Source organism: Neobacillus drentensis NBRC 102427 (assembly GCF_001591445.1).
Taxonomy (GTDB): domain Bacteria; phylum Bacillota; class Bacilli; order Bacillales; family Cytobacillaceae; genus Neobacillus; species Neobacillus drentensis.
Map to the genome: position 1 here is coordinate 14601 of NZ_BCUX01000048.1, position 22456 is coordinate 37056.

General features: G+C 39.3%; 13 protein-coding genes. 6 read left to right on the forward strand and 7 right to left on the reverse strand.

The features are described 5' to 3' along the window. Both BDR01S_RS19145 and BDR01S_RS19150 read left to right on the forward strand, forming a co-directional pair. Positions 1-1197 carry an O-antigen ligase family protein gene (locus BDR01S_RS19145; protein WP_066259034.1) on the forward strand — a complete coding sequence of 399 codons (1197 nt, stop codon included), beginning with the start codon at positions 1-3 and terminating at the stop codon, positions 1195-1197. A gap of 30 nt (positions 1198-1227) precedes the next feature. Next, complete coding sequence (locus BDR01S_RS19150; RefSeq protein WP_066259036.1) at positions 1228-2310, forward strand: acyltransferase family protein; 1083 nt, start codon at positions 1228-1230, stop codon at positions 2308-2310. 234 nt (positions 2311-2544) lie between these two features. Here BDR01S_RS19150 and BDR01S_RS19155 read toward each other — a convergent pair whose 3' ends face one another. From BDR01S_RS19155 to BDR01S_RS19180, 7 genes are all read right to left on the reverse strand, one after another. Continuing rightward, positions 2545-2961, reverse strand: a complete 417-nt coding sequence (locus BDR01S_RS19155; RefSeq protein ID WP_066259037.1) for a hypothetical protein — start codon at positions 2959-2961, stop codon at positions 2545-2547. 225 nt (positions 2962-3186) lie between these two features. Further along, a complete protein-coding gene (galE, locus tag BDR01S_RS19160) occupies positions 3187-4158 on the reverse strand; it encodes a UDP-glucose 4-epimerase GalE (protein WP_066259039.1) in 972 nt (323 codons plus the stop codon). Between the two features lie 234 nt (positions 4159-4392). Next, on the reverse strand, positions 4393-6795 hold the full coding sequence (locus BDR01S_RS19165) for an Ig-like domain-containing protein (protein ID WP_082797501.1): 2403 nt from the start codon (positions 6793-6795) through the stop codon (positions 4393-4395). Between the two features lie 79 nt (positions 6796-6874). Then, complete coding sequence (locus BDR01S_RS19170) at positions 6875-7804, reverse strand: phosphate ABC transporter substrate-binding protein (RefSeq protein WP_066259042.1); 930 nt, start codon at positions 7802-7804, stop codon at positions 6875-6877. 272 nt (positions 7805-8076) lie between these two features. After that, the gene (locus BDR01S_RS25885) at positions 8077-8241 is read right to left on the reverse strand and encodes a hypothetical protein (RefSeq protein ID WP_169801462.1); all 165 of its coding nucleotides are present in this window, start codon (positions 8239-8241) and stop codon (positions 8077-8079) included. 451 nt (positions 8242-8692) lie between these two features. Next, a complete protein-coding gene (locus tag BDR01S_RS19175) occupies positions 8693-13444 on the reverse strand; it encodes an endonuclease (RefSeq protein ID WP_066363302.1) in 4752 nt (1583 codons plus the stop codon). Positions 13445-13544: 100 nt separating this feature from the next. Next, positions 13545-16985, reverse strand: a complete 3441-nt coding sequence (locus tag BDR01S_RS19180) for a 5'-nucleotidase C-terminal domain-containing protein (RefSeq protein ID WP_066259047.1) — start codon at positions 16983-16985, stop codon at positions 13545-13547. Between the two features lie 451 nt (positions 16986-17436). Between BDR01S_RS19180 and BDR01S_RS19185 the strand changes: the two genes are divergently transcribed. The 4 genes from BDR01S_RS19185 to BDR01S_RS19200 all read left to right on the forward strand — a co-directional run bounded on the left by BDR01S_RS19185 (position 17437) and on the right by BDR01S_RS19200 (position 22426). Further along, complete coding sequence (locus tag BDR01S_RS19185; protein WP_066259050.1) at positions 17437-17940, forward strand: Lrp/AsnC family transcriptional regulator; 504 nt, start codon at positions 17437-17439, stop codon at positions 17938-17940. Further along, positions 17937-19151, forward strand: coding sequence for an aminotransferase (locus BDR01S_RS19190; RefSeq protein WP_066259052.1), 1215 nt, complete (start codon positions 17937-17939; stop codon positions 19149-19151). The genes BDR01S_RS19185 and BDR01S_RS19190 overlap by 4 nt, the downstream gene beginning before the upstream one ends. A 942-nt stretch (positions 19152-20093) precedes the next feature. Beyond that, on the forward strand, positions 20094-20900 hold the full coding sequence (locus tag BDR01S_RS25890) for a GGDEF domain-containing protein (RefSeq protein WP_169801463.1): 807 nt from the start codon (positions 20094-20096) through the stop codon (positions 20898-20900). Between the two features lie 224 nt (positions 20901-21124). Further along, positions 21125-22426, forward strand: a complete 1302-nt coding sequence (locus BDR01S_RS19200; protein WP_066259057.1) for an NCS2 family permease — start codon at positions 21125-21127, stop codon at positions 22424-22426. Positions 22427-22456: the final 30 nt, after the last annotated feature.

Sequence of the window (22456 nt, forward strand, 5' to 3'; positions counted from 1 at the left end):
ATGAGAAAAATAAATTTTATTCTTTTTACACTGATATACTTTTCTGCTTCAATTGTGCTAATCGGAAATGCTTATCACCCGCTAACGCCAGAACTTCTCTATACAAGATACATTCTTATTTTCGTTGTTTTTGCCATCCTAATCATTACTTATATTAAAAAGAAGAGACTAACTTTTTATCAATTCTCTTCCTATCTTGCTACTTATATCTTTATTATCTGGATTTTATTTAGTCTATCTGTTGCACTTTCAGAAATTATTCATCATTCATTTCCTGTTCAAGGAGTGTTCTTTTTAGTATTCGTCCCTTTTATATACTTTACAGTAATGGCTTTTATAACTAAAAGTGACCTTCGTGTTATTCATCAGGCGCTATTTGTTGCAAATTTTCTTTATATCCTAATTTCTTATCTTACAGTGCCAATAGATTCTCTACCCTACAAAGGGATAGCGGGCAACTCAAATGGTTTTGGACAAATAGCTGCAGTTTCATTTATTGCTGGTTTTTTAACGCTTATTAATTTATCTAAAAAAAGAAAAGTTGGAAAAAACCTTCTTATTATTGCTATGATCGTTTCTCTAGTTAGTGTAATACTTTCATCGAGCCGAACATCGCTTTTAGTTGTAGGATTTATCACATTGATCATTTCTGTTTATTTTGTGGTGGCATGGAGAAATTTTAAGCCCTTCCTTGTTATAATCCTACTCGGATTAATTGGTTGGTTTTCGCCCATCAAAGAAATGTTCATTAAAGGTATGATTGAAAAATTTTCTACGACCTATAATGAAGGAAATCTCTTGAGCGGAAGAACTGGGGTGTGGAAGATTGTTGGCAATGATTCATCTCTATTCGGAAATGGAGAAGACTACTTCCGAAATTTTATTGAGGGTGCTCATAATAGCATAATATATATACTTGGAGCTTATGGGATTATACCATCGATATTATTATCAGTATTTCTACTATTATTAATATTGTTAGCATTCCTTCATACCATACAAAGTAATAAGCATATCGTGACAATATTTCCTCTAGTAATTATTCTTTCATTTACATTATTTAGCATGACAGAAGCAATGTTTGGACTAATAGGAAACGGGATTACTATTGCTTTTTATCAAGTTGTTGGCTGGCTACTCTTTACTGATCAACATAAAAGCAAACCAAAAACTGGGGAGAATACACCCATTAATTAGGTAACGCCTAAGAGATAGGAGAATGAAATATTGAAAAAAGAGTTATCTTCATTACAATTATTTAGAGGAATAGCAGCTATTTTAGTACTGTTGTATCATAACTCCTACCTCTTGGAACCGATGTTAAATACAGACTTCGCATGGGGTATATTTAACCCCTTTGGTGCATATGGAGTAGATTTTTTCTTTGTGCTCAGTGGTTTTATTATTCTCTATGCTCATTATAATGATATAGGAAGAGCAAATCTTACCTCTTATTTTAAGAAGAGGTTTATTAGAATTTACCCAACATACTGGGTAATAGTTATTCCCCTTATTCCTTTGCTCTTTCTGTCACCAACGATTGGGGCACAAGGGACAGAAACAGAAATATCCGTTTTAGTCAAATCAGTTTTGCTTATTCCTAATGACACCCCTCCTATTTTAGGTGTGGCGTGGACGTTAACACATGAAATTTTCTTTTATTTAGTCTTTGGCCTAACTCTATTAAATTTGAAACCAAAGTATTCAATACCATTAGTGATTAGTTGGGCAATAATATCTATGGCATCTTTTGCTGGGCTGATTCATTTTAATAATTTCTTTTATTTAGACTTTATCTTTAGTAAATTTAATCTGGAGTTCATTCTAGGAATGGCCGCTGCCTATTTATTTATTCGTTATTCATTTAGATTTCCTTGGCTGCTAGTGATCTCAGGAATAATTGGATTTATTATTGCCGGGATAAATGGAGAGTTTGAAATACTACCAGTTGATCGAGTAATTACTTATGGGTTTTCTTCTTTTCTACTAATTTTAGGTGCGGCACGAATGGATTTAGAGTCAAAGAAAAAGACTAAAATTCCTAATATATTCTTGTATCTAGGAAATGCATCATATTCAATTTATCTAACCCATTATCCAGCTATTATTGTTTGGTCTAAAATTTCAATCCTACTACGATTAGAGAAAATGATAAATGAAAATGTCCTAATGATCATAATTGCCTTAGCAAGTTTGGGAGTTGGGTGCGTGTTCCATTCAGTCTTAGAAAAACCATTGTTAAACTTTATCCGTATAAAAATGATATCTAAAAAAACCAAACAGAACAGCGAACTACCAAGGGCTAATTAACAGTTTGGTAAATTTATATTTATCATATTCCCCCTAAAGAAAAACACGTCTAGAATCTATTGCTAGTCGTGTTTTCTCGTAAATTCCTATTTTTTATTGGTATCACAAAAAGCTCTGCCGAGTGAATCTGGGCATCACCATCTATATTTTGTTAGTTTTATATACTCTATTTGTTCTTAACATACAAAAAGCGAAACGACTGGACCAGTTTGTCCATACCGTTTCCCCTTTTGATTATTTCGTGTTGATCATCTCAAATATCTTCATATCTTTAACCCAAACTTCACTTTTTTGCCCTCTTACATCAATTCCTCTTACCACATAGAATGGACCTAAGTCAGGATGTTTTTCATGGACACGTCTACTAATATTCGAAACTTGAACGATTTTAGTATTTTCCAGAACAAAATCATGAATCTCTTTTTCTTGGTTTTCTTGTTTTTTAGGTTCAGCAGTTTCCGTCTTTTTTTCTTCTGTTTTCGCTGCAGTCTTTGCGTCTGCGGTTTTTGTCTCAACTGTTTTTGTCGCTGATTCACTCGTCGTTTTTTTCGCAGTTTCACTTGTCGCTTTTTCCTTCTCTGCGCATCCGCTTAAACCTACTAACGCTAATGAGAGAATTAGCACAAAGATTAACTTACTAGATACCTTCACTATCTTTCCTCCTGCACATATTAAACAAGGGAAAAAGGAACCAGCACCCTTGTTTACTAATTTTTACTATCTAACTAGATTATAACCGCTGAACCGATGTACTAGCAATGGATAATGGCTGTGCAGTCAGAATAGTTTTTCGATTCAAAATATAAAACAGGCCCCCTAAGTTTAGTGGGGCCTGTTTATTTAAAATACGGTGATAGTGTTAGGCACCGAGCTGTTTTAATACTGTTGTTGTTTATGCCATTTCCAGGCATCCGCAATGATTCTTTCCAAGTTTCGTTCAGCCTTCCAGCCTAGTTCGCTGAAAATCTTTTGCGAGGAAGCGACAAGCATGGCGGGATCTCCTGCACGGCGGTCCGCCATTTCTACGTTTGCTTCGACACCGGTTACTCTTTCACAGGTTTCAATAACTTCTTTAACTGAATAGCCCAGTCCGTTGCCAAGATTATAAATCTCTGTAGATTTCTTTCCGGTTAATAGCGCCTCGAGTGCGAGGATATGAGCACTGGCTAAATCTGTAACGTGGATATAATCCCGAATACATGTACCATCAGCCGTATCATAATCCGATCCGAACACGGATACCTTTTCCCGCTGCCCTAACAGTTGTTGAAGGACGATAGGGATTAAATGGGTTTCCGGGTCATGACTCTCGCCAATCACAGCTGATTGATGAGCGCCCGCTGCATTAAAGTAGCGTAGAATCACATAATTTAGTCCATAGGATTTTGAGAAATCAGATAGGATTTGCTCGATCATTAATTTTGAATGTCCATAGGGATTAATCGGTTTAGTTGGTGTAGTTTCATCAATCAGTTCCACATCAGGAATTCCATAGGTAGCAGCGGTAGAAGAGAAAATAAAGTTTTTTACATTATTTTTCATCATGACTTTTAACAAGGTAAGTGTTGCCGCCACATTATTCTGATAATATTTCAAAGGGTCGACAACAGACTCTCCTACCAAACTAAAGGCAGCAAAGTGCATAACGGCTTTGATCGGATAACTTTTAAAGATCATTTGTAAATCTTCTTCATTGCCAAGATCACCTTCAACAAAGACAGCACGGCTGTCAACTGCCTGGCGGTGACCAGTCGTTAAGTTATCGAGAACAACCACTTCTTCTTTCTCCACTAATTCCTTCACAAGATGGCTACCAATGTAACCCGCTCCGCCAACGACGAGAATCATATTCATTTCCCCTTAGCTAGAAATTTATTACCTGTATTATTATATCATAATCTATAAAAAAACAATTTTTCATAGCATCTTGCTGAGGCTTCATTTATTAGTATTTGAAAATCAGTCAATTAAACTTCGCTGACACTCCGTTCAATCGCCTAAAATGGCTGTTTAGCAAAAAAAGGTGTCAGGCACCATGTGAAATTTTCACATAGTGCCTGACACCCAATTTGTTTATTAATTCTAATTCACTTTAATAGTAACGGAACTGCTTTTGTTACCGGCTTTATCAAGAGCAAAGATGGTTAGGGTTGTACTTTTTTTCTGTGTTTTAATTTTGACTTTGTAATTTCCTTTTGTATCTGCAACTGCTTTGCTTACAAACTTTTTCCCATTATAAACATAGACGGTTGAACCAATCTCAGCTTTTCCTGTAATAATTGTAGACTTATAGGTTACTTTATTTACAGATGGTTTAGCAGGAGCCGTCTTATCAACTACTTTAATACTTCTTGCCGTGCTTACATTCCCTGCTTCGTCAGTCACAGTAACCTTGATTTCTGTTGCTGCACGTTGCTTTGCAATTGTAAATTTGTAATTGCCATTTTTATCAACAGTGGTACTCTTTTGATATGTTCCATTTACATAAAGCTTAGCCGTTGCATTCGCCTCAGCTTTACCGGTTACTGAGGTTGATTGATCGGTTACTTGGTTAATAGTTGGAGCCGCGGGAGCTGTGAAATCTGGCATATTTGTAAATGATGGAAGACCTGAAATATAGCCAATACCACCAGTCTTATTAATACCGATTTCTTTATCCAATTTATCTAATAAATCTTGTTTATTAACGGCAGTAATATTGTAATCTTTCACTCCATCTCCTGGATGTTGGAAATTACTCATAATATAGGAGAAACCATTACGATCATCTGCAGCAAATAATCCAGTGGATTCTGCTCCTGCAGGGTTCGATAAAATACGTGTTAACTCTTTCGTATCGACATTATACGCCCATAGATAGTTATTGGTATGCTTGCCGCTATCTTCACCAATAAATAATGTTCTCATTTCTTCAGAGTAGCTCAAGTTGTCAGGGTTCGCTACTTTGTCCGGATTAGCTGTGTTACCATATGCATCTGCAGTTGCAAGGTCTTCACCCACGACTAGACCTGACATGGAAGTAGCTACATATTTACTAAGAATGACACTGTCATTGTTATCCTTTTGACTTCCGTTTAAGTCTAATTGATACGTTACACCAGACTTAATCTTTGGCAATTGAATATCATCAGTTGGTTCACCTTTAGTGTCTTTTTCCATGCTGCCACTTTGATCGGAAATAGCAATATATACCTTTTTATCTTTTGCGTTATAGGTGACACCTTCCATTTTGTTGAATTCAGTAGTGGCACCAAGGTATGCTGCATAGCGGCGTGATTCAAGAAATGCTGCTGCTTTTTCCATACCAGGCTTAAGTTTTACATATTCTACTTTACTATTAGTATATTGTTTAATCGGTGTATAGCCTGCTTGTGGAGTATCAGCAGAATCAAAGATATCACTGTATTTAATGCCGCTATCAATGATCGCTTTAATTTCCTTATCGTTAGCATGTCCTAGCTTAATCCAAGTTAAATCTCCAGTACCGCCATTAGTAGTATCAGTTTGAGCGAATTTAGCTGCATATAACGTACCAGCTGATAAATCTTCAGATTGGTCGGCTACATACATGAACAAACCTGTGTTTCCGCCGTCATCACCGAAATAAGCAGTACGGTTATCTGGCATCATTTTCATTAATTCATGAGAAAAACGGCCAAGGCTGTAATGTTTTTCTACTTTGACTTTACCGCTCTTCTTTACTTGGATTTCTGGAACATAACCATAGAAATATGGGTTTGCTTTTGATTTATCCCCAAAGTAAAGCTTAGCAAAGCTTTCAACTTGAGTTCTTGCTTGTGAACTTGGATTAAGTTCAAAGCTGCGAGCATCTGGCTCATACTCTTCCGAACCTAAATGGGTATTCCATGGAGAAAGGGATCCATTACAAGGAATCCATAAACCATTGACATCAGAAAAATCAATTTTCTTTACTTCTTTTTCTTTCAGTTCACCGGTCTTCGTATCTTGGTCTAGCGTTGTTAATGACATCGAAGCAGGAACAATCCCATATGCAGAATTGCCAGCCGCATCTATTGTCTGATATTCATAATGTGTTACCATGTAAAGCTTGCCGTTAATTGGGTTTAGTAAGCTGTTAGAATCCGGAGCATCTGAAACAAATGGTGTTGGTTTTTCAGGAACACTAGTATCGATGATTGGATCACCATAATAATCAATCGGCGTACCGGCAGCAATCAATTCACCATTGTTCATTGCAACTTTATCTTCTGATTTAAAAAGCTTTTTATAAGTTAGCGGAAAGTTTTTTACCTTTCCATTGCTGTATTTCACATCAACAGATGCAGTTGAATATGTTTTTACCATTTGATCAATAGTAGTTGGCGATGCCATACCGTTAAATTTAACAGAATCAATCTTCACCTGACTATTGGATGCGGCCGCGGCAGGTGTTAGAGCAGGAATTGTTAACGCTAGTGTTAGAGCAAAAGCAGTACCTTTTTTACCTAATCTCTTTTTATTCATTGAAATCCTCCTAAAATAAAGGTTTTAATTGGTTCTCATCTACTAAACGAATGAATATGAAATTATGAAACTATCATTCTTAAAGATTTTTTTGATTTCCTTTAGCATCACGTTCAACTTGCATTTTTGTCACAGGCAGGTATCCTTGTTCTTGTAATAAAGTATTTTGGATATCATCTGACATCATATAATCAAGGAATGTTTTCGCAAGATCTGTAGCTTCGCCTTTTGTATAAGAGTGTTGGTAAGCCCAAACTGGGAATTTACCTGATTGGACATTTTCTGCTGTTGGTTCAACACCGTCAATTGCAAGAGGAGTTACTGTTTCATCAGTGAAATATGAGAAAGCAAGGTAACCAACCGCACCATCAGTTTCGTTAATAATCTTTTTAACTGTGTTTGAAGAATCTTCCGTAATTCCTTCTGCAGGTGTTGCGCCATCAAGAGCAAATTTATTGAAAATAGCACGAGTTCCTGAAGAATCAGGACGGTTGACAAGAACGATTTTTTGATCGGCTCCGCCAAGTTCTTTCCAGTTAGTAATTTTTCCAGTGAAAACTTTAATTAGATCTGCTTTTTTAATATCTTTAATCCCTACTTTAGGGTTAACAGCGGCAGTCATACCTACAACAGCTACTTTATGGTCGACAATTTGATCCGCTGGAATACCTTCTTTTTCCTCGGCAAATACGTCGGAGTTACCAATTTGAACGGATCCCTCAGCAACTTGTGATAAGCCTGTACCAGATCCACCAGCATTTACTTGAATATCAACTTTAGGATTAGTAGCCATAAATTCTTCAGCAGCAGCTGCCACTAAAGGCTGCATCGCAGAGGAGCCAGAAATAGTTAATGAGCCAGAAAGTTCTTTCGTTTCTTCAGTCTTTGGCGTTTCTTTTTTCGCAGTTCCTTCTGTCTTATCTGTAGAAGTTGTGCCTCCACAAGCAGCCATGAAAACCATTAATGCAGCTAGCAATGTAAGCAGGCTTAAATTTTTCACACGTTTCATTTCTTTAAATCCCCCTAAGAATTATGATTGTTGTTTGTTTACAGGTATAAGATTAATCCTTATTTGTTAACTGAGTATTAATGGTTTGTATAGTTTTGTAAAGAAATGATATTGTTTGTAAATTTCAGTCGCTTTCGTTCTTTCATGTTTTCCATAATAGAAATATCACCAGGCTGATCAACGTAGGGCTAATCATGCTCCGAGTGCCTAGAAAGTAAAAAAAATAACAGGGTGCCCAAAAGTTTAGGCCCGCCTGTTATCACTTTTTAATATTATTGCCCTGATTCTTGATCAGACCCACTGTCTTGGTTAGTATCGCCACTATCTTGATTTTGCTCTGTATCCGCATCTGTTTTTGCATTGCTACAACCTGAGGCAACTCCTACCAACATGAAAGACGCCATTAACACTAACATCCAATTTTTTAATTCCTTCATTTTTTACTTCCTCCTTGATTGTTTCAAAATTTGGTACAATCCCATGATATAAAAATTCGCAGGAAAAAGAATAAGAATCACTGATTCTTTACAATGGTTAACTAAGTATTTATAATATTCATAACATTTTAGTGAAACATTTAAATTTACTAGGCCATTTCGTCCTTTCTTTTTCCAATTAATCCAATTTTCCTATTTCACCGAAATTGACATTAAATTTTTATTAGTTCGCACCGTTTGGGTGCTTTTTTATTTAGGTAAAAAACAAAGATAAGCCGAAAATAGATTGGTTCTACATTAGAACTTATCGATTTCGCCTAATTTCCCTTTTTGATACTCTAAAACAGCTAATAACTTATATTTCTCCATAAAAAAAACACCCCAAACGTCAGATTTTAACTCTAACTTTTGGGGTGCAGTACAATTTGTAGATGCTTTTTCGTTTTTAGTTTTAGCTTGCCGGCCAGATTGAGTCTGCCCATTCAGGGTGATCGATGAATGGATTGCGGTTGCCTTGAATGGATTCGATGACATCATTGCGATGCTTTTCAAAGGCATCCGGTGGATCCATTTTGCTCCATTGGAGAAGAACTGATTTTTTTCCATGGAATGGTGTTGGGTACGTATTCACTTTGTCAGCTAGCTCAAGATTAAGCTCGCCACCATCGCCTTCATAACGAACATCCATATACATAAGCATCCTAGCAATATCACCTTTTACACGATTAGGAGGCTCAAAGGAATCACCATCGTAATAACAATCGGCACATTCCCCTTGCGACTTGCCGCCAATATCAAAATCCAAATGTCCACGTGTACTGTTAACAGACGCGTCAGTTGGGCGTAAATGGTGAATATCCGTTCCAGGTCCTACACTTGTTCCAAAGTTACCATGGGATTTTGCCCAAACATGCTCACGGTTCCAGTCATTTACACCAGAACCAAACGTTGTTTTAGCCTGTGAACGGTTGGTGTAAAGAAGGATCACGTTATTTGGATTATTTGGATCTTCATCGGTTTTCTTTAACGCTTCGGTTACTTGAGCATACGTTAATTTTGTTTGTGTTTTAATGATCGTGTGTAAAGAAAGCTTTAGGGCAGCACCTGTTTTTCCAGCTGCTGCTTGGTAATAAGCTTCCACAGTGTTAGCAGGTACAGCCGTTACCGTTACTGTAAATGTTGCACTAACTGTTTTGGTTCCATCATTTGCTGTTACAGCTACATTAATCGTTCCTTCTAGAGGCGTTTGAACCGTTAACGTCGATCCCTGAACGGTGCCAGCAGTGGTTGTGTACGTTAAAGCATCGCCATCTGGGTCAGTAAAATGACTGCTTAAATTAACGGAAACTGGTGTGCCGACTTGAACTGAAACGTTTGGCAAAGCCTTAGATACGACAGGCGCTTGATTCACTTTTGGCGGGGCAGCGATTGGAGAAGGAAGGACCACTCCACCCACATTCGTGAACTTAATCGCAGATGTATCGACGCCATCTTTCACTGTCCACTTTTGAACCTGCTCGATGCCTCTAATTTGGCTGATATTTGCATTATCAATGACTACTTCTTTTACCACTAAGCCACCAAAGTCAATGACTGCACCTGGTGCTGTCGGGCTAAGCGTAATCACGGTGTTCTTTAAGCCATCGCCATTTAACTTAGCGTAAGAACCTTTGATGACAATACCTTCTGTAATGATTGAATCAGCACTTACTGTAATGTCAGCACCTGCATTGTTTACGGTTAACTTCTTCGTTTTAAAGCCATTTAAGTTGTAAACTTTGGTTGATGCTGGTGGTGTTACTGGCGGTAAAACTTCACCGGCAGCTTTTAATTGTGTTTGGATAATGATTGGATCATGGTCACTTGCACGTCCATGCTCCTCCATGAAACCTGAGTTAATGTGTAAAATATCGACAGCTGTATTAGCTACCATATTGTTCGTCACTAGTACTTGGTCTAATTCTTGGGCATTTCCTTGGTAGGAATAATTGTAACGCTCATCGGCAGGAACTTTATCAACCATGTTCGTTAATTCATTTCCTTTGGCGATTTCGAGCGTTTTCGTGAATTCAAAATCATTGAAGTCTCCTAATAAAACAACGTTTGCATTTGCATCCTTTGCTTTTACATCTTTAACAAAGTTGTTCACAATCGCTGCAATCTTATGACGTTGAACTTCACTGCTTAAAACTGGCGGCTGTGTTTTACCGAATAACGGTGTATCTCCGCCTTTAGAATTGAAATGGTTAGCCACGACAATCACGCTTTGGCCTTGGAAATCAAATTGAGCAGCAAGTGGTTTACGGCTTGAATTAAACGCAGCATTAGTTGGATCAATACGGCCTGGATTCAATGTTAACTTACCATTTTCAAATCCGACTGCTTGTGTTGATGTTCCTTTAGATGCACCTGCGGTTAACGAGACGCGATTTTTATTGTAAAGGAAGGCAACACGAATATTTCCGCCTGGTGCTCCTCCATCTTGGTTATTGACTGGAGTAATCTCTGTATATGCATATGTTGGTCCTCCGAGAGCAACAACCTTATCAATGATCTTTTGAGCACTTTGTGCTCCATCTACCGTACCATTATCGGTTTCACCATTGTTATCTTGAATTTCATTTAAGCCGATAATGTCAGGATTTTTCATCTTTGTAACAATCGCATCGGCAATTTTAGTTACTTTTGCATCTGGAGTAACGGTTGAAAAGTTCTCAACGTTATATGTTCCAATCGTTAATTTGTCAGAAGCCGGTGTAATTTTTGTAGCAGGACGAACGATTGGTGTTTCTGTTAATTTTGGAAGACTTGCTTCTTGAGACATTAATTTATAGTTGCTGTAACCGTAGTTCACAACACCCTTAATGGCTCCCGTATAGAAGTCACCCATTTTTGCTCTGTATGATTTATTAGCTGTTGAACCATTTCTGACATCAACCCCGATACGATCTGGGTTTGTGTCTGTTGCAGTAATCCGTAAACCGCCAGGATTGACGTTTGTTGGATACGTTCCGGGAACAACCCACACTAGTCCATCTTTTTGAAGCGCAATAACTTTCCCGTCATCTACTTGTGCATACATACCTTCAATGCTTTCCCAGAAATCAATTGCATCCTCCTCAGGATCAAAGGAAGCAAATTGGTCATTGTCAATGATTTCTGTTGGCGCAATTCGGTCGACACCAAGTTTGATTGGTGCTGGAAGAGCAGCAGTTCCATTTTTTGTAATCGTAGCAGCTTCAATTTCCGTAATCGTTAGGTCAGTTGATGTTTTCTCAGCGTAACCTTCGCCGTAGAATTCAGTTACTTTTCCTGATACCTTCACACGGTCACCAATGGCTACACCATGTGCTGATTTAAATACCATGATCCCATCGGAAGTACTATTATCTCCATCACCCACTAGATCCTGGATGAAGAAGCGACTTGTTCCATCAATATAGGTAACGACACCTTCAACATCCGTTACTGTTTTACCGTTAAATAGGGAGTTGTGTGATTTGCCTTGGATATCATAGATGTGAATCGCGCCATCTTGAATCACATAATCAAACGTCACAACAGCACTATTTGTCATTCCTTCTTTAATTGCAATGGCTTTAATCGTTGTTGCTTTTGAAATAACTATCGGTTGTGTAAACACTGGGCTCGCAGTAGTTGGTTCACTGCCGTCAAGTGTATAGTGAATCGCAGCCCCAGGTGTACCTGTTGCTAAGCTTACGTTTGTTCCTGCCGTTACCAATCCAGCTCCAGGAGTAGCGACAACCACTTGAACAATACTTGAATCTAGTAAAATATCGCCTTCGTTCCGCGGAATTAATTGGTAAACACCATTAAATGCGCTAAGAACGCCAGTAATTGCTTCATAGGTTGTACCAGTAGAAATCATCGTTGAACTTGGCGGCCGAACTTGGAAGCTTGTTCCATCAGCGTCAGTTACAGTATAGTTTCCACCAGAAAATGCGCCGACTGTTGCATTTTTAACAGTTACTAGTTTCGCTTCTTTGCTTTCTTGTAACTGGGCCGCAGTTAATACTTCAGCAGCTGGAACCGCGTCTTTCCCAGTCACAATAATATTTTCATGATTGGCTTCGATTTCAAGCAACGTAGAATATTCCGTTAGTTTACCAGAAACGGTGATTTTATCGCCTGGTAGAATCGTTGTGCTATCAGTTGGCGTGTAGGCTACAATTCCAGCTGTTTCATCTTGGAAATAAATCGCTCTGCCTAGAACAGCTGTAACCACACCACTCGTTTGAACGTTTGATTGCAGGGCTGCTGCTCTTACTTCAGCAATCGTGCTTGCTTGTAAAACGGTATAAGCAAACGTGGAAACATCACTGTTTTCTAGGTCCGCCTTTACAGCAATGGCTTTGATCGTCGTGTTGGCACTGATTTTAATAGGAGCTGTATACTCAGTGCTTGAGGCTGTTGGTGCAGAGCCATCAGTTGTGTAGTAAATTTTTGCATTAGCTGTGTCCGTTGCTAAAGATACCAAGGTACCGTCTGCAACTGCACCTGAAGCAGGTGATGCAGCTACGTTCGCAACCTTCGTTTCTACCGGAGTAGAACCGCCATCCATGGTATGGATACCAAGGTTTGTAAACACATTAAGACCTAAGCTATCCCACTCGGTTGCTGGGTCAAAGGCATCACTTGGGTTGCTGTCACCAGCAGTAATTGAACTTTTACGGACAATCGTTTGGTCCATTGTTTTGACAGTTGTTCCCCAAGTAGTACCTGGATCAAATCCTACTTGACCAATAACATCAACAATCGTTCCGTTATGTTTTAAAACAACCGCATCGTCACCATTCCAATTGATCACGGTTTTACCTGCGTCTAATAAGTTTGCCTTAGCCACGATAGCAGCATCCGCGTCGCTGCGTGAAATGACAAATGTCGATCCATTGGCAAGTGTTGCAGACGGATCGGAGGATAAAGACATTTTAAAAGTGGTTGTAGCCGCACCATTACTATAATGTTCAAGTGTATATTCACTTAATTTAACGGCAGCGCCCGTCCCGTTGTAGAGCTCGAGTGCTTTATTAAAGCTGGTGCCTTCAATATATTCAGAGATAAAGAGATCAGCAGCGTTGGTGGCAGCAATTGCAGATTTAATATAGTAGTTTGGTAATACCATACTAATAAGCAATATTGCTACAAGGATAATATTAAGATTCTTTTTATTTTTCCTAGACAAATACTTGCACCTCCTGGTTCGGTTGGGTGTATATTTGGAGATATGATTTTTAGTTGTAAATTCCTCCGGCAGATTAGTGCCGAAGGAATTTAGCTTTTAATTAATCCTCAAAAATTGTATCTCCTTCTACTGTTACAGTTGAAAGTTCAACGTTAGTGCCACCTTTAATCGTAAGATTTCCTTTTACGGTTGCATATTCAAGCTTTGTTACACCGGTTACATCAACGACGACATTTCCGAAGTATACCTTTGGAGCTGCCTCCGTACCGCTGAAAGAAGCAGCAGGAACTACCTGTGGAGCTACGTTGATAATACGCCCTTCCACTTGAGGATTAACCGTTTTATTTGGCTGTGCTTCAATAAAGTCTCTGAACATTTCCCAATCCACAAATCCAGGCTCACTTACACGGCCTTCTGCGTAAGCTTTCGCAAACATTGTGAATCCGTCGCCGCCTTTTGCAGTGAAGATGTTCGTAGCAACAGAGTATTTTTTAGTAAGATCTAAAGCTGTGTAGCTTCCATCTTGACCTTTAACTTCCATTGTTTGAACCTTAGAACCAACTGGTTTCGTGCTGTCATAAGTGAATTTCAGGCCCGAAACCTGTAAGAATCCGCCAAATGCTGCTGGTGCATCCTTCACACTGAACTCAAGGGCTTCTTTAATTTCAGCACCTGTTAAGTCCATGATTCCTAAAGCATTACCAAATGGTAAAACTTTAAATACGTCAGCAAGTGTAATGTTTCCGGCAGGAAGAGTTACACGAACACCGCCGCCATTTTGAAGCGCAATCACTGTATTAGGGTTGAGCGTTTTTGCTTTTGCAAGCATACCATCAGCAACGAAGTTACCGAGGTTGGTTTCTCCTACACGTGCAGGAGGGTTGCCACCTACTAACGGAGTAGCTGCCGTACCAACTACAGTTGCTTTTTTCGCATCAATTGCTGGTTTATATTTTGTGTTTAGGATGTTTGCAACTGCTGCATCATCTGTGAAAGTAGCAATATCAAGAAGTTTGCCAGTTGTTTCAGGAACGATTACTTTACCTGCCGCATCAAATGTTACATCCAATGTTCCAAGGAACTTGTTGTATTCATTTGCTTGAACGATAGCAGTTGGTTCATCGCCAGTTGTATCAAAGAATGGTGCATCAAGTTTCGTATGGGAGTGTCCGCCAACAATGACGTCAATTCCTTCAACAGCCGCAGCTAATTGTTGGTCATTATCCCAAACAAGTGAATCATCAAAACCAATATGTGTTAAAGCAATGATTTTGTTTACGCCTTGTGCTTTTAAGGCATCCACTGATTTTTGTGCTTCATCAATATAATTTTCAAATGCTACACCTGCTCCAGGACTAGAAATTGTCGCTGTTTCAGCTGTTGTTAAGCCAAAAATACCGATTTTTTCGCCATTTACAACCTTGATGATCCCGTTGTAAATTTCACCGCCCACAGGACTAGCAGTTGTTACGTCGTTGTGGAAACGGGATTGTAGATTTGCATCTTTTGCAAAGTTTACGTTCGCACTGACAAACGGGAAGTCCGCTTCTTTTACAAAGTTTGCTAATGTTTCAGTACCCAAGTCGAACTCATGGTTACCAAAAGTCATCGCATCATAGCCAGCTAATTCCATAAACTCTAAATCTGCTAAACCTTTATACTCGTTGAAATATAATGTTCCGGAGAACACATCACCTGCATCAAGTAGTAATGCATCAGGCTTTGTTGCACGAACGGACTTAATAGCCGTCATTTTCTTCGCTACATTATCAATGTTTGCATGTGTATCATTTGTGTGCATTAAGTTCAAGGTGAACTTCTTATCAGCTTGTCCAGCTAACACATCGATATTGAATTCTGTGATACCATCAACTGTAAATTCTTTTTGTAAATCGTACCAGTGATTTTCTGTACCAAGCCAAATACCTTCTAGAACATAGCTTCCATTAGGTAATGTTGTGCTATATACTCCATTTGCATCTGTTGTGATGTCATACCATTTCACTTCACCCGTCGCAGTATGAATACTAAACACAACGTTTGGTAATACTTCCGTGCCTTTCTTAACAATACCAGTTACGTTTGGAGAAATAACACCCGTTCCATCCTTAAGAACATCAATGTTCAATACTAGTTTACCTGCAACAGTAAAGTCCTTTTTCAATTCGAACCATTTTTTACTAACAGTATCCCAAACTCCTTCAATTGTGTAAGATCCATCAGCAAGTTTGAAGGCAAATTTTCCATCTGCATCTGTTTTCACATCCACCCATTTCACATCACCTGATGCTGTGCGGATACTGAAAACAGTATCATTTAATGCCTTCGTTCCTTTTGTAAGTGTTCCAGTGACGTTGAATACTCCAGCAATATCAAGCTGTAGGTCGGTTGCGCCCTCAAGTTTGCCGTCTTTCACTGTAAACGTTTTATTTAACTCGTACCATTTTCCGGCTGACCCGTCCCAAATCCCATCGACTTGGTAGCTGCCATCAGGTAATTTAAAGTTAAATTTACCATTCTTATCTGTTCTGGCATCATACCATTTCCCATCAGTACTATGTAAACTAAATGGAAGCTGCGCCAATGGTTGTGAACCATTTTTTACAGTACCCGATACATTCCATGTCCCTTCGACTGGATTTAAACCGTCGAATGCTAATTCGTGTAAGCCATCGACTAAACCATCTTTAATCGTAACGGTTTGGCCAAGCGGATACCACGTTGGTGCAACCCAAAGTCCTTCGATTTTGTACGTACCATCTGCTAGATTATGAGTAAAAACACCATTTGCATCAGATGTGAAATCATGCCATACACCATTTGCTGTATCGCGAAGACTGAAGGTAATGTTAGCTAGTGCCTCATCTCCCAAAACAATCTTCCCTTGACCAGGCACGGCACCTGGATCTGGTTGAGGTGTTGTTGCTACAGTTTCGCCTTTGAACTCGATTTCACCCATGCGGCTAGTACCAGTAGAAACAACTGCACTTCCATTAATCCCTATACCTGAGCTTTTTAACCACCTTACATAGACCAAATCCTTATCATTTACTGCGCTAGGCAATGTGACATTTGACAATACTCCGCTTATAAAGTTGTCATTTGCTACTGTTACCGTAGCATTAGGTACATCAACCCATGTAGAGTTGTCCAAACTATATTGAACCTTGAAATCTCTTGGTCCTGTATTGGATCCTTTTTGTTTAGACGATAGAGTAATATTTTGATAGCCCTTTGTTGAAATTGTTACATTCCATGATGCAGGGGCTGCTGTCCAAGTTTTTGCACTTGGAACATTATACGCTCCGGGACCCGCAACATATACTGCATCAATTACAGCTCCTGTTGTGGATAATGCTTTATCTAAGTTAGCAGATGTACCTGAAGTAGCGATTAGGTTCCCCTTGCTGAAATCCCACTTCGCCAACGATACCGTCTCCGTGGAAGCGCTAACACTCGACGGTAACACCATCGCCAACAACAAAATAGCTGTAAGTGCCAAGCTGATCCACTTTTTCGATCTGTTTACTAAATTAGTCACAGATAATATCCCTCCAATTTCTAGTTTTCTATTGTTGAATTATGAACGCCTTCTATCTAGGTTAAAAAATTTCCATTCCCACCCTCACCTTCCAAAATATAATAGAACTACCATTATTTTATAACGTATTCCATCACAATTCTACATATTTCTAGAATCTACTAAATTTTACGTTAATTTTACAAAAGGAACCTCAAAAATTCGTTGAACAGGTATTATCCTAATACCTATCACCCTCGTGTTTTACAAATTTAACCAATTGTATGAGTAATTGGCATGAAATGTAGATAAGTTAAAAATAATAGACTACTAGGCTTATATAACTATGATATTGGATTTACAATACCACCCAATTGTCAAAAAAAAGAGAATAATCCATACACTTTCATTTGAGTTGGTAAGCATTCTCCTTTAAAATCAATAGTATGAAATACAATTCAGGAGGACTCCCATGAAACTAACGAACGAGGAATTGGAAATATTAAAGCTCATCGAAGAAAACCATAAAATCTCCGTAGAAACGGTTGCTTTGATGGTAATGAGCAGCGAAGAAACCGTTAGAAATACCATTAAAAAATTAGAAGAAGAAAAGGTGATCGTCAGTTATCCGGCTCTCATCGATTGGAGCAAAGTCGAGGGGCAGGAAAACATCGTCGCGATGATTGATGTCAAGGTAACACCGAAGCGCGGCGTGGGATTCGATGAGGTCGCTGAGAGAATTTATCGCTTTCCAGAAGTCACCTCTCTCTACCTGATGAGCGGTGCCTATGATTTGTCGATCACGATTGAAGGACAGACCATGAATCAAATCGCGACCTTTGTAGCGGAAAAACTGTCAACAATTGATAATGTCATTTCAACCACGACGCATTTCATGTTAAAAAAATACAAACATGATGGAGTGATTTTTGGCGGCAGCGATGATAAAGACCGGAGAATGGTGATTACACCATGAAAAAAGAGTATTCCCACTATATATCTGAAACCGCTCGAGAACTACAGCCTTCTGGGATCAGAAAGTTTTTCGACCTAGCTGCCAGTATGAAAGATGTCATTTCATTAGGGGTTGGCGAACCAGATTTCGTAACCCCTTGGAACATTCGCGAGGCCGCGATTTTATCGCTGGAGCAAGGCTATACCGCTTACACTGCGAACCCGGGGTTATTAGAATTACGGCAGGAAATCTCAAATTACCTTCGAACGAGATTTGCTGTCAATTATGATCCAACAAACCAAATCATCGTCACCGTCGGGGCTAGCCAGGCAATTGACCTCGCCTTCCGCGCCATTTTAAACCAAGGCGATGAAGTGCTGATTGTTGAACCAGCTTTCGTTTCTTACGCCCCGTTGGTTGCCATTGCCGGCGGGACTCCCGTCGCGATTTCCACTTCACCTGCTAATGGGTTTAAATTAACAGCCGAGCAACTTGAAGGAGCAATTACCGAAAAAACAAAAGCCATCTTGTTTTGTTCTCCAAACAATCCAACTGGCTCTACCTTAAACAAGGAAGAACTAAAGGAAATTGCCGCCATCGTGGAAAAGCACGATTTAATCGTCATCTCCGACGAGATTTACGCGGAATTGACCTACGAAGAAACCTATACAAGTTTCGCGGCGATTGAAGGGATGTACGAGCGAACCATTTTAATCAATGGATTCTCAAAAGGGTTTGCAATGACCGGTTGGCGCTTAGGAATGCTTGCTGCTCCTAAAGAATTTATCGAGGTAATGTTGAAAATTTTTCAATACACCACCATGTGTGCACCAACCATGCTCCAATACGGCGCCCTCGAAGCGTTGAGGAATACTTTTCATGAAGTGGATGCGATGAAACGAAGCTATCGAATGAGAAGGAACTATGTCGTGCATACCTTGAATAAAATCGGCTTGGACTGCCACACTCCTGGGGGAGCCTTTTACGTATTTCCTTCCATCAAGGCAACTGGCCTCAGTTCCGAACAATTCGCCGAAGAACTGCTAATGAAGGAAAAAGTCGCGGTCGTACCTGGCAATGTGTTTGGGGAAAGCGGCGAAGGGTATATTCGCTGCTCCTACGCAGCCTCCATGCCACATCTGCAAGAAGCCCTGAAAAGAATCCAAAAATTCCTCGAATCCAAGGGGATCTATGGTGAAAAGCAAACAGAAGAAATAAAAATAAACCAATAACCTTAAAAGCCCAAAACTTTCCTATGTGGACAGATTTGGGCTTTTTTCATATGAATTTGGTGCCTGACACCAACATTTACGTCATGGATAGAAATGGGGCCTTTTTGCATATGATTGTGGTGCCTGACACCAATATTTACTTGGCAGTTTCTGTTAGTGAATGACACCGTACTATTTTGTGACAGGCCTACTAATCTATGCTAAAATACTCGAGGAATGGTAATAAAAGGGGTGGAATATTTGAAGTCCTTTCCAAACAATCTTTTTAATAGAATAGATATGAATTCTATTCCCCATCAAGAGTTTATCCAAAATAACTACGAGGTATTATTTGAGAGAATTAAGCTCGTTTCTTATATGTTAATTTTTACCTATCCTTGTTTTTTCATCGTTGACTTTTTCCTATTTAATAAACTGAGCAGTCCTACATTTAAATTCAATCTTTCAGCTATTCATATCATAGGTCTTCTCATCTCTCTTATATTTCTATTCATTTATCATTTTTACAAAAATCTTTCCAAGAGGATTGTCGTTACTTGTTATATCCTCTGCTACTTACTAATCGGGGCAGCTTCGTCGATTAATAGTCAATTATTTACCGGCAATATCTACTCCTATATTATTATTTTATTAGGGGTTGGCGTCTTTTTCCCAGTACAGCCAAGAAACCTTTTGATCCTATTTTTGGGTATACATATATTTTTCATTACAGGTTTATATCTTATCGAACATGAACACTTCTCATTTTTATCGAAAGCGATTAATTCAACAGGTACCTTAGTGATATCATTTTTGATAGCCCTATCATTTTATTCTTTTCGTAAAAACGATTTTTCAAATAAAATGAAACTAAAAAGGAATGAAGAAAATTTCAGGCGACTATTCAACCTCCATCCGAACCCGATTTTCCTTATAAGGTTGGATAATGATGAGATTTTGCTGATGAATCGCCATGCAAGCGAATACTACCATCTGCAATGTACCGACACGACTCCATTAGACGGAAAGTTCTTGTTTAAAAGCGAGGAAGAGAAACACAATATCATCGGTCGCCTGAAAGAGCAGAAAAGTATTAAAAACTATTGCGTGCAACAGCAAATCACTCCTGATCTTCGCAAATGGGTCATGCTGAGTCTAGAATTGGTCGATTACCTGGATGAAGCTTGTATTCTGATTGGCGTCACAGATATCACAGATTTGAAAAAAAATGAGGAAGAACTTTATAAACATGCTTCGTTTGATATGCTTACTGGAGTGCTTAATCGTAGAAGTGGGCTGGAACTGCTCAGCCAGCAATTGAGCGCTGGTTCAGAATCTCAAGAATTCATTATCTGCTATATCGATATTAACGATTTGAAAAAAACAAATGATCTGTTCGGCCACTCGACAGGTGATGATTTAATCAAGACTTGCTGTGATACGATCAACCATCATATTACAAATAAGGACGTACTATTTCGATTGGGCGGGGATGAATTTATCATTGTCTTCTTCCAAAAACAAATGAAGGATGTCCAGCAGCATGTGAAAAACATTAAGCGGGGGTTTGAGGAGATTAATGGAACCAAACAAAAGCCTTATTCCATCTCAGCTAGCTACGGTTTTTATCACTATAAACCAGGCACCGTAATCACACTTGAAAAAATCCTCGAAAGTGCTGACCAGGAGATGTACAAAGAAAAGTGCGTTCACAAAAGGGCAAAGGTACGGACAAAACCAACCTCTAAATCGAATAGGACAGTTAGTTAAAAATTTGATAATCAAAAAAGAGAACCACCCCCTTCGCTTGTTGTTTACAAGGCATGGGGTGGTTCTCTTTTTTGGTGGAAGGAATCCCTCCCTTGGTGGTGTCAGGCACCAGTATAACTGTTACAAAAATGGAACAAAATAAGAGATAACTCTTGTCTTTTTACCTAAAAACGAATAATATAGTTTAGGTCTTAATTAAACGTTCGTATTTTGGAGGAAAAATGATGTTTAAACTTAAAGAAAACCATACTAATTCAAAAACAGAACTGCTTGCAGGGATTACCACCTTTTTTACGATGGTCTATATCGTCGTCGTCAATCCCGTTATTCTCGCCGATGCTGGGGTTCCGTTTGCGCAGGTGTTCACGGCGACGATCATTTCGGCAGTCGTCGCTACGCTCTGGATGGCGCTTTTTGCTAATTATCCAATTGCTATTGCACCAGGCATGGGGCTCAACGCCTACTTCGCTTATTCTGTTGTCGGCAGCCATCCGGGGATCACCTACCATACAGCCTTTGCCGCTGTTTTTATTGCCGGTGTTATCTTCGTCATTTTATCGTTAACTCCCCTGAGGGAAAAATTAATTGATGCCATTCCGGATAACCTTAAGCACGGGATTACCGCCGGAATCGGTTTGTTTATTGCTTTTATCGGTTTGCGTCTTACAAAAATTATTACTGCACATCCAACGAATCTTGTCGGTCTCGGCGATCTTCATTCAGCTTCCGCTCTGTTAGCGATAGTCGGACTGGCGATTACATTGGTATTGATGGCACTCCGAGTCAATGGGGCAATATTTTTTGGAATGGTCCTAACTGGGCTAATTGCTTTCTTTACCGGCCAGCTTGAATTTACTCATGGTTTTATGGCCATGCCGACTTTGCCAGAAGGATTAATTATTTCTAATCCAGTGACAGCGTTGACCGATGTGATTCAGCACAGCCTTTATGCCGTTGTCTTTTCATTCATACTAGTGACCATTTTTGATACCACTGGTACGTTGATTGGTGTTGCTAACCAAGCTGGTTTAATGAAAGGCGGCAAATTGCCGCGGGCGAGAGAAGCTTTACTCGCTGATTCGATTGGTACTGCAGTTGGTGCGATGTTTGGGACGAGCCCAACAACCGCCTATATTGAATCGACATCAGGGGTCGCAGTCGGAGGACGAACTGGTTTAACTTCCCTGACGGTTGCAATCCTGTTCATCCTGTCGGCCTTCTTCGGACCACTGGTTAGTACGGTTTCCGGGATTTCTGCCATTACCGCACCGGCATTGATTATTGTCGGCAGTCTCATGATGGGAAGTATTGCAAAAATCCGCTGGAACGAACTGGATGAAGCCTTCCCTGCCTTTTTGACCGTCTTGAGCATGCCGCTTACATCAAGTATTGCCACAGGAATCGCGCTTGGTTTCATCAGTTATCCGCTTTTAAAATTAGTGAAAGGGAAGTGGCGTGAAATCCATCCCTTGCTTTACGTGTTTGCGGTCTTATTCTTTATTCAATTGGCATTTTTACAGCATTAATATAAAAGCGCTCCTTCATTTGTGAATAAA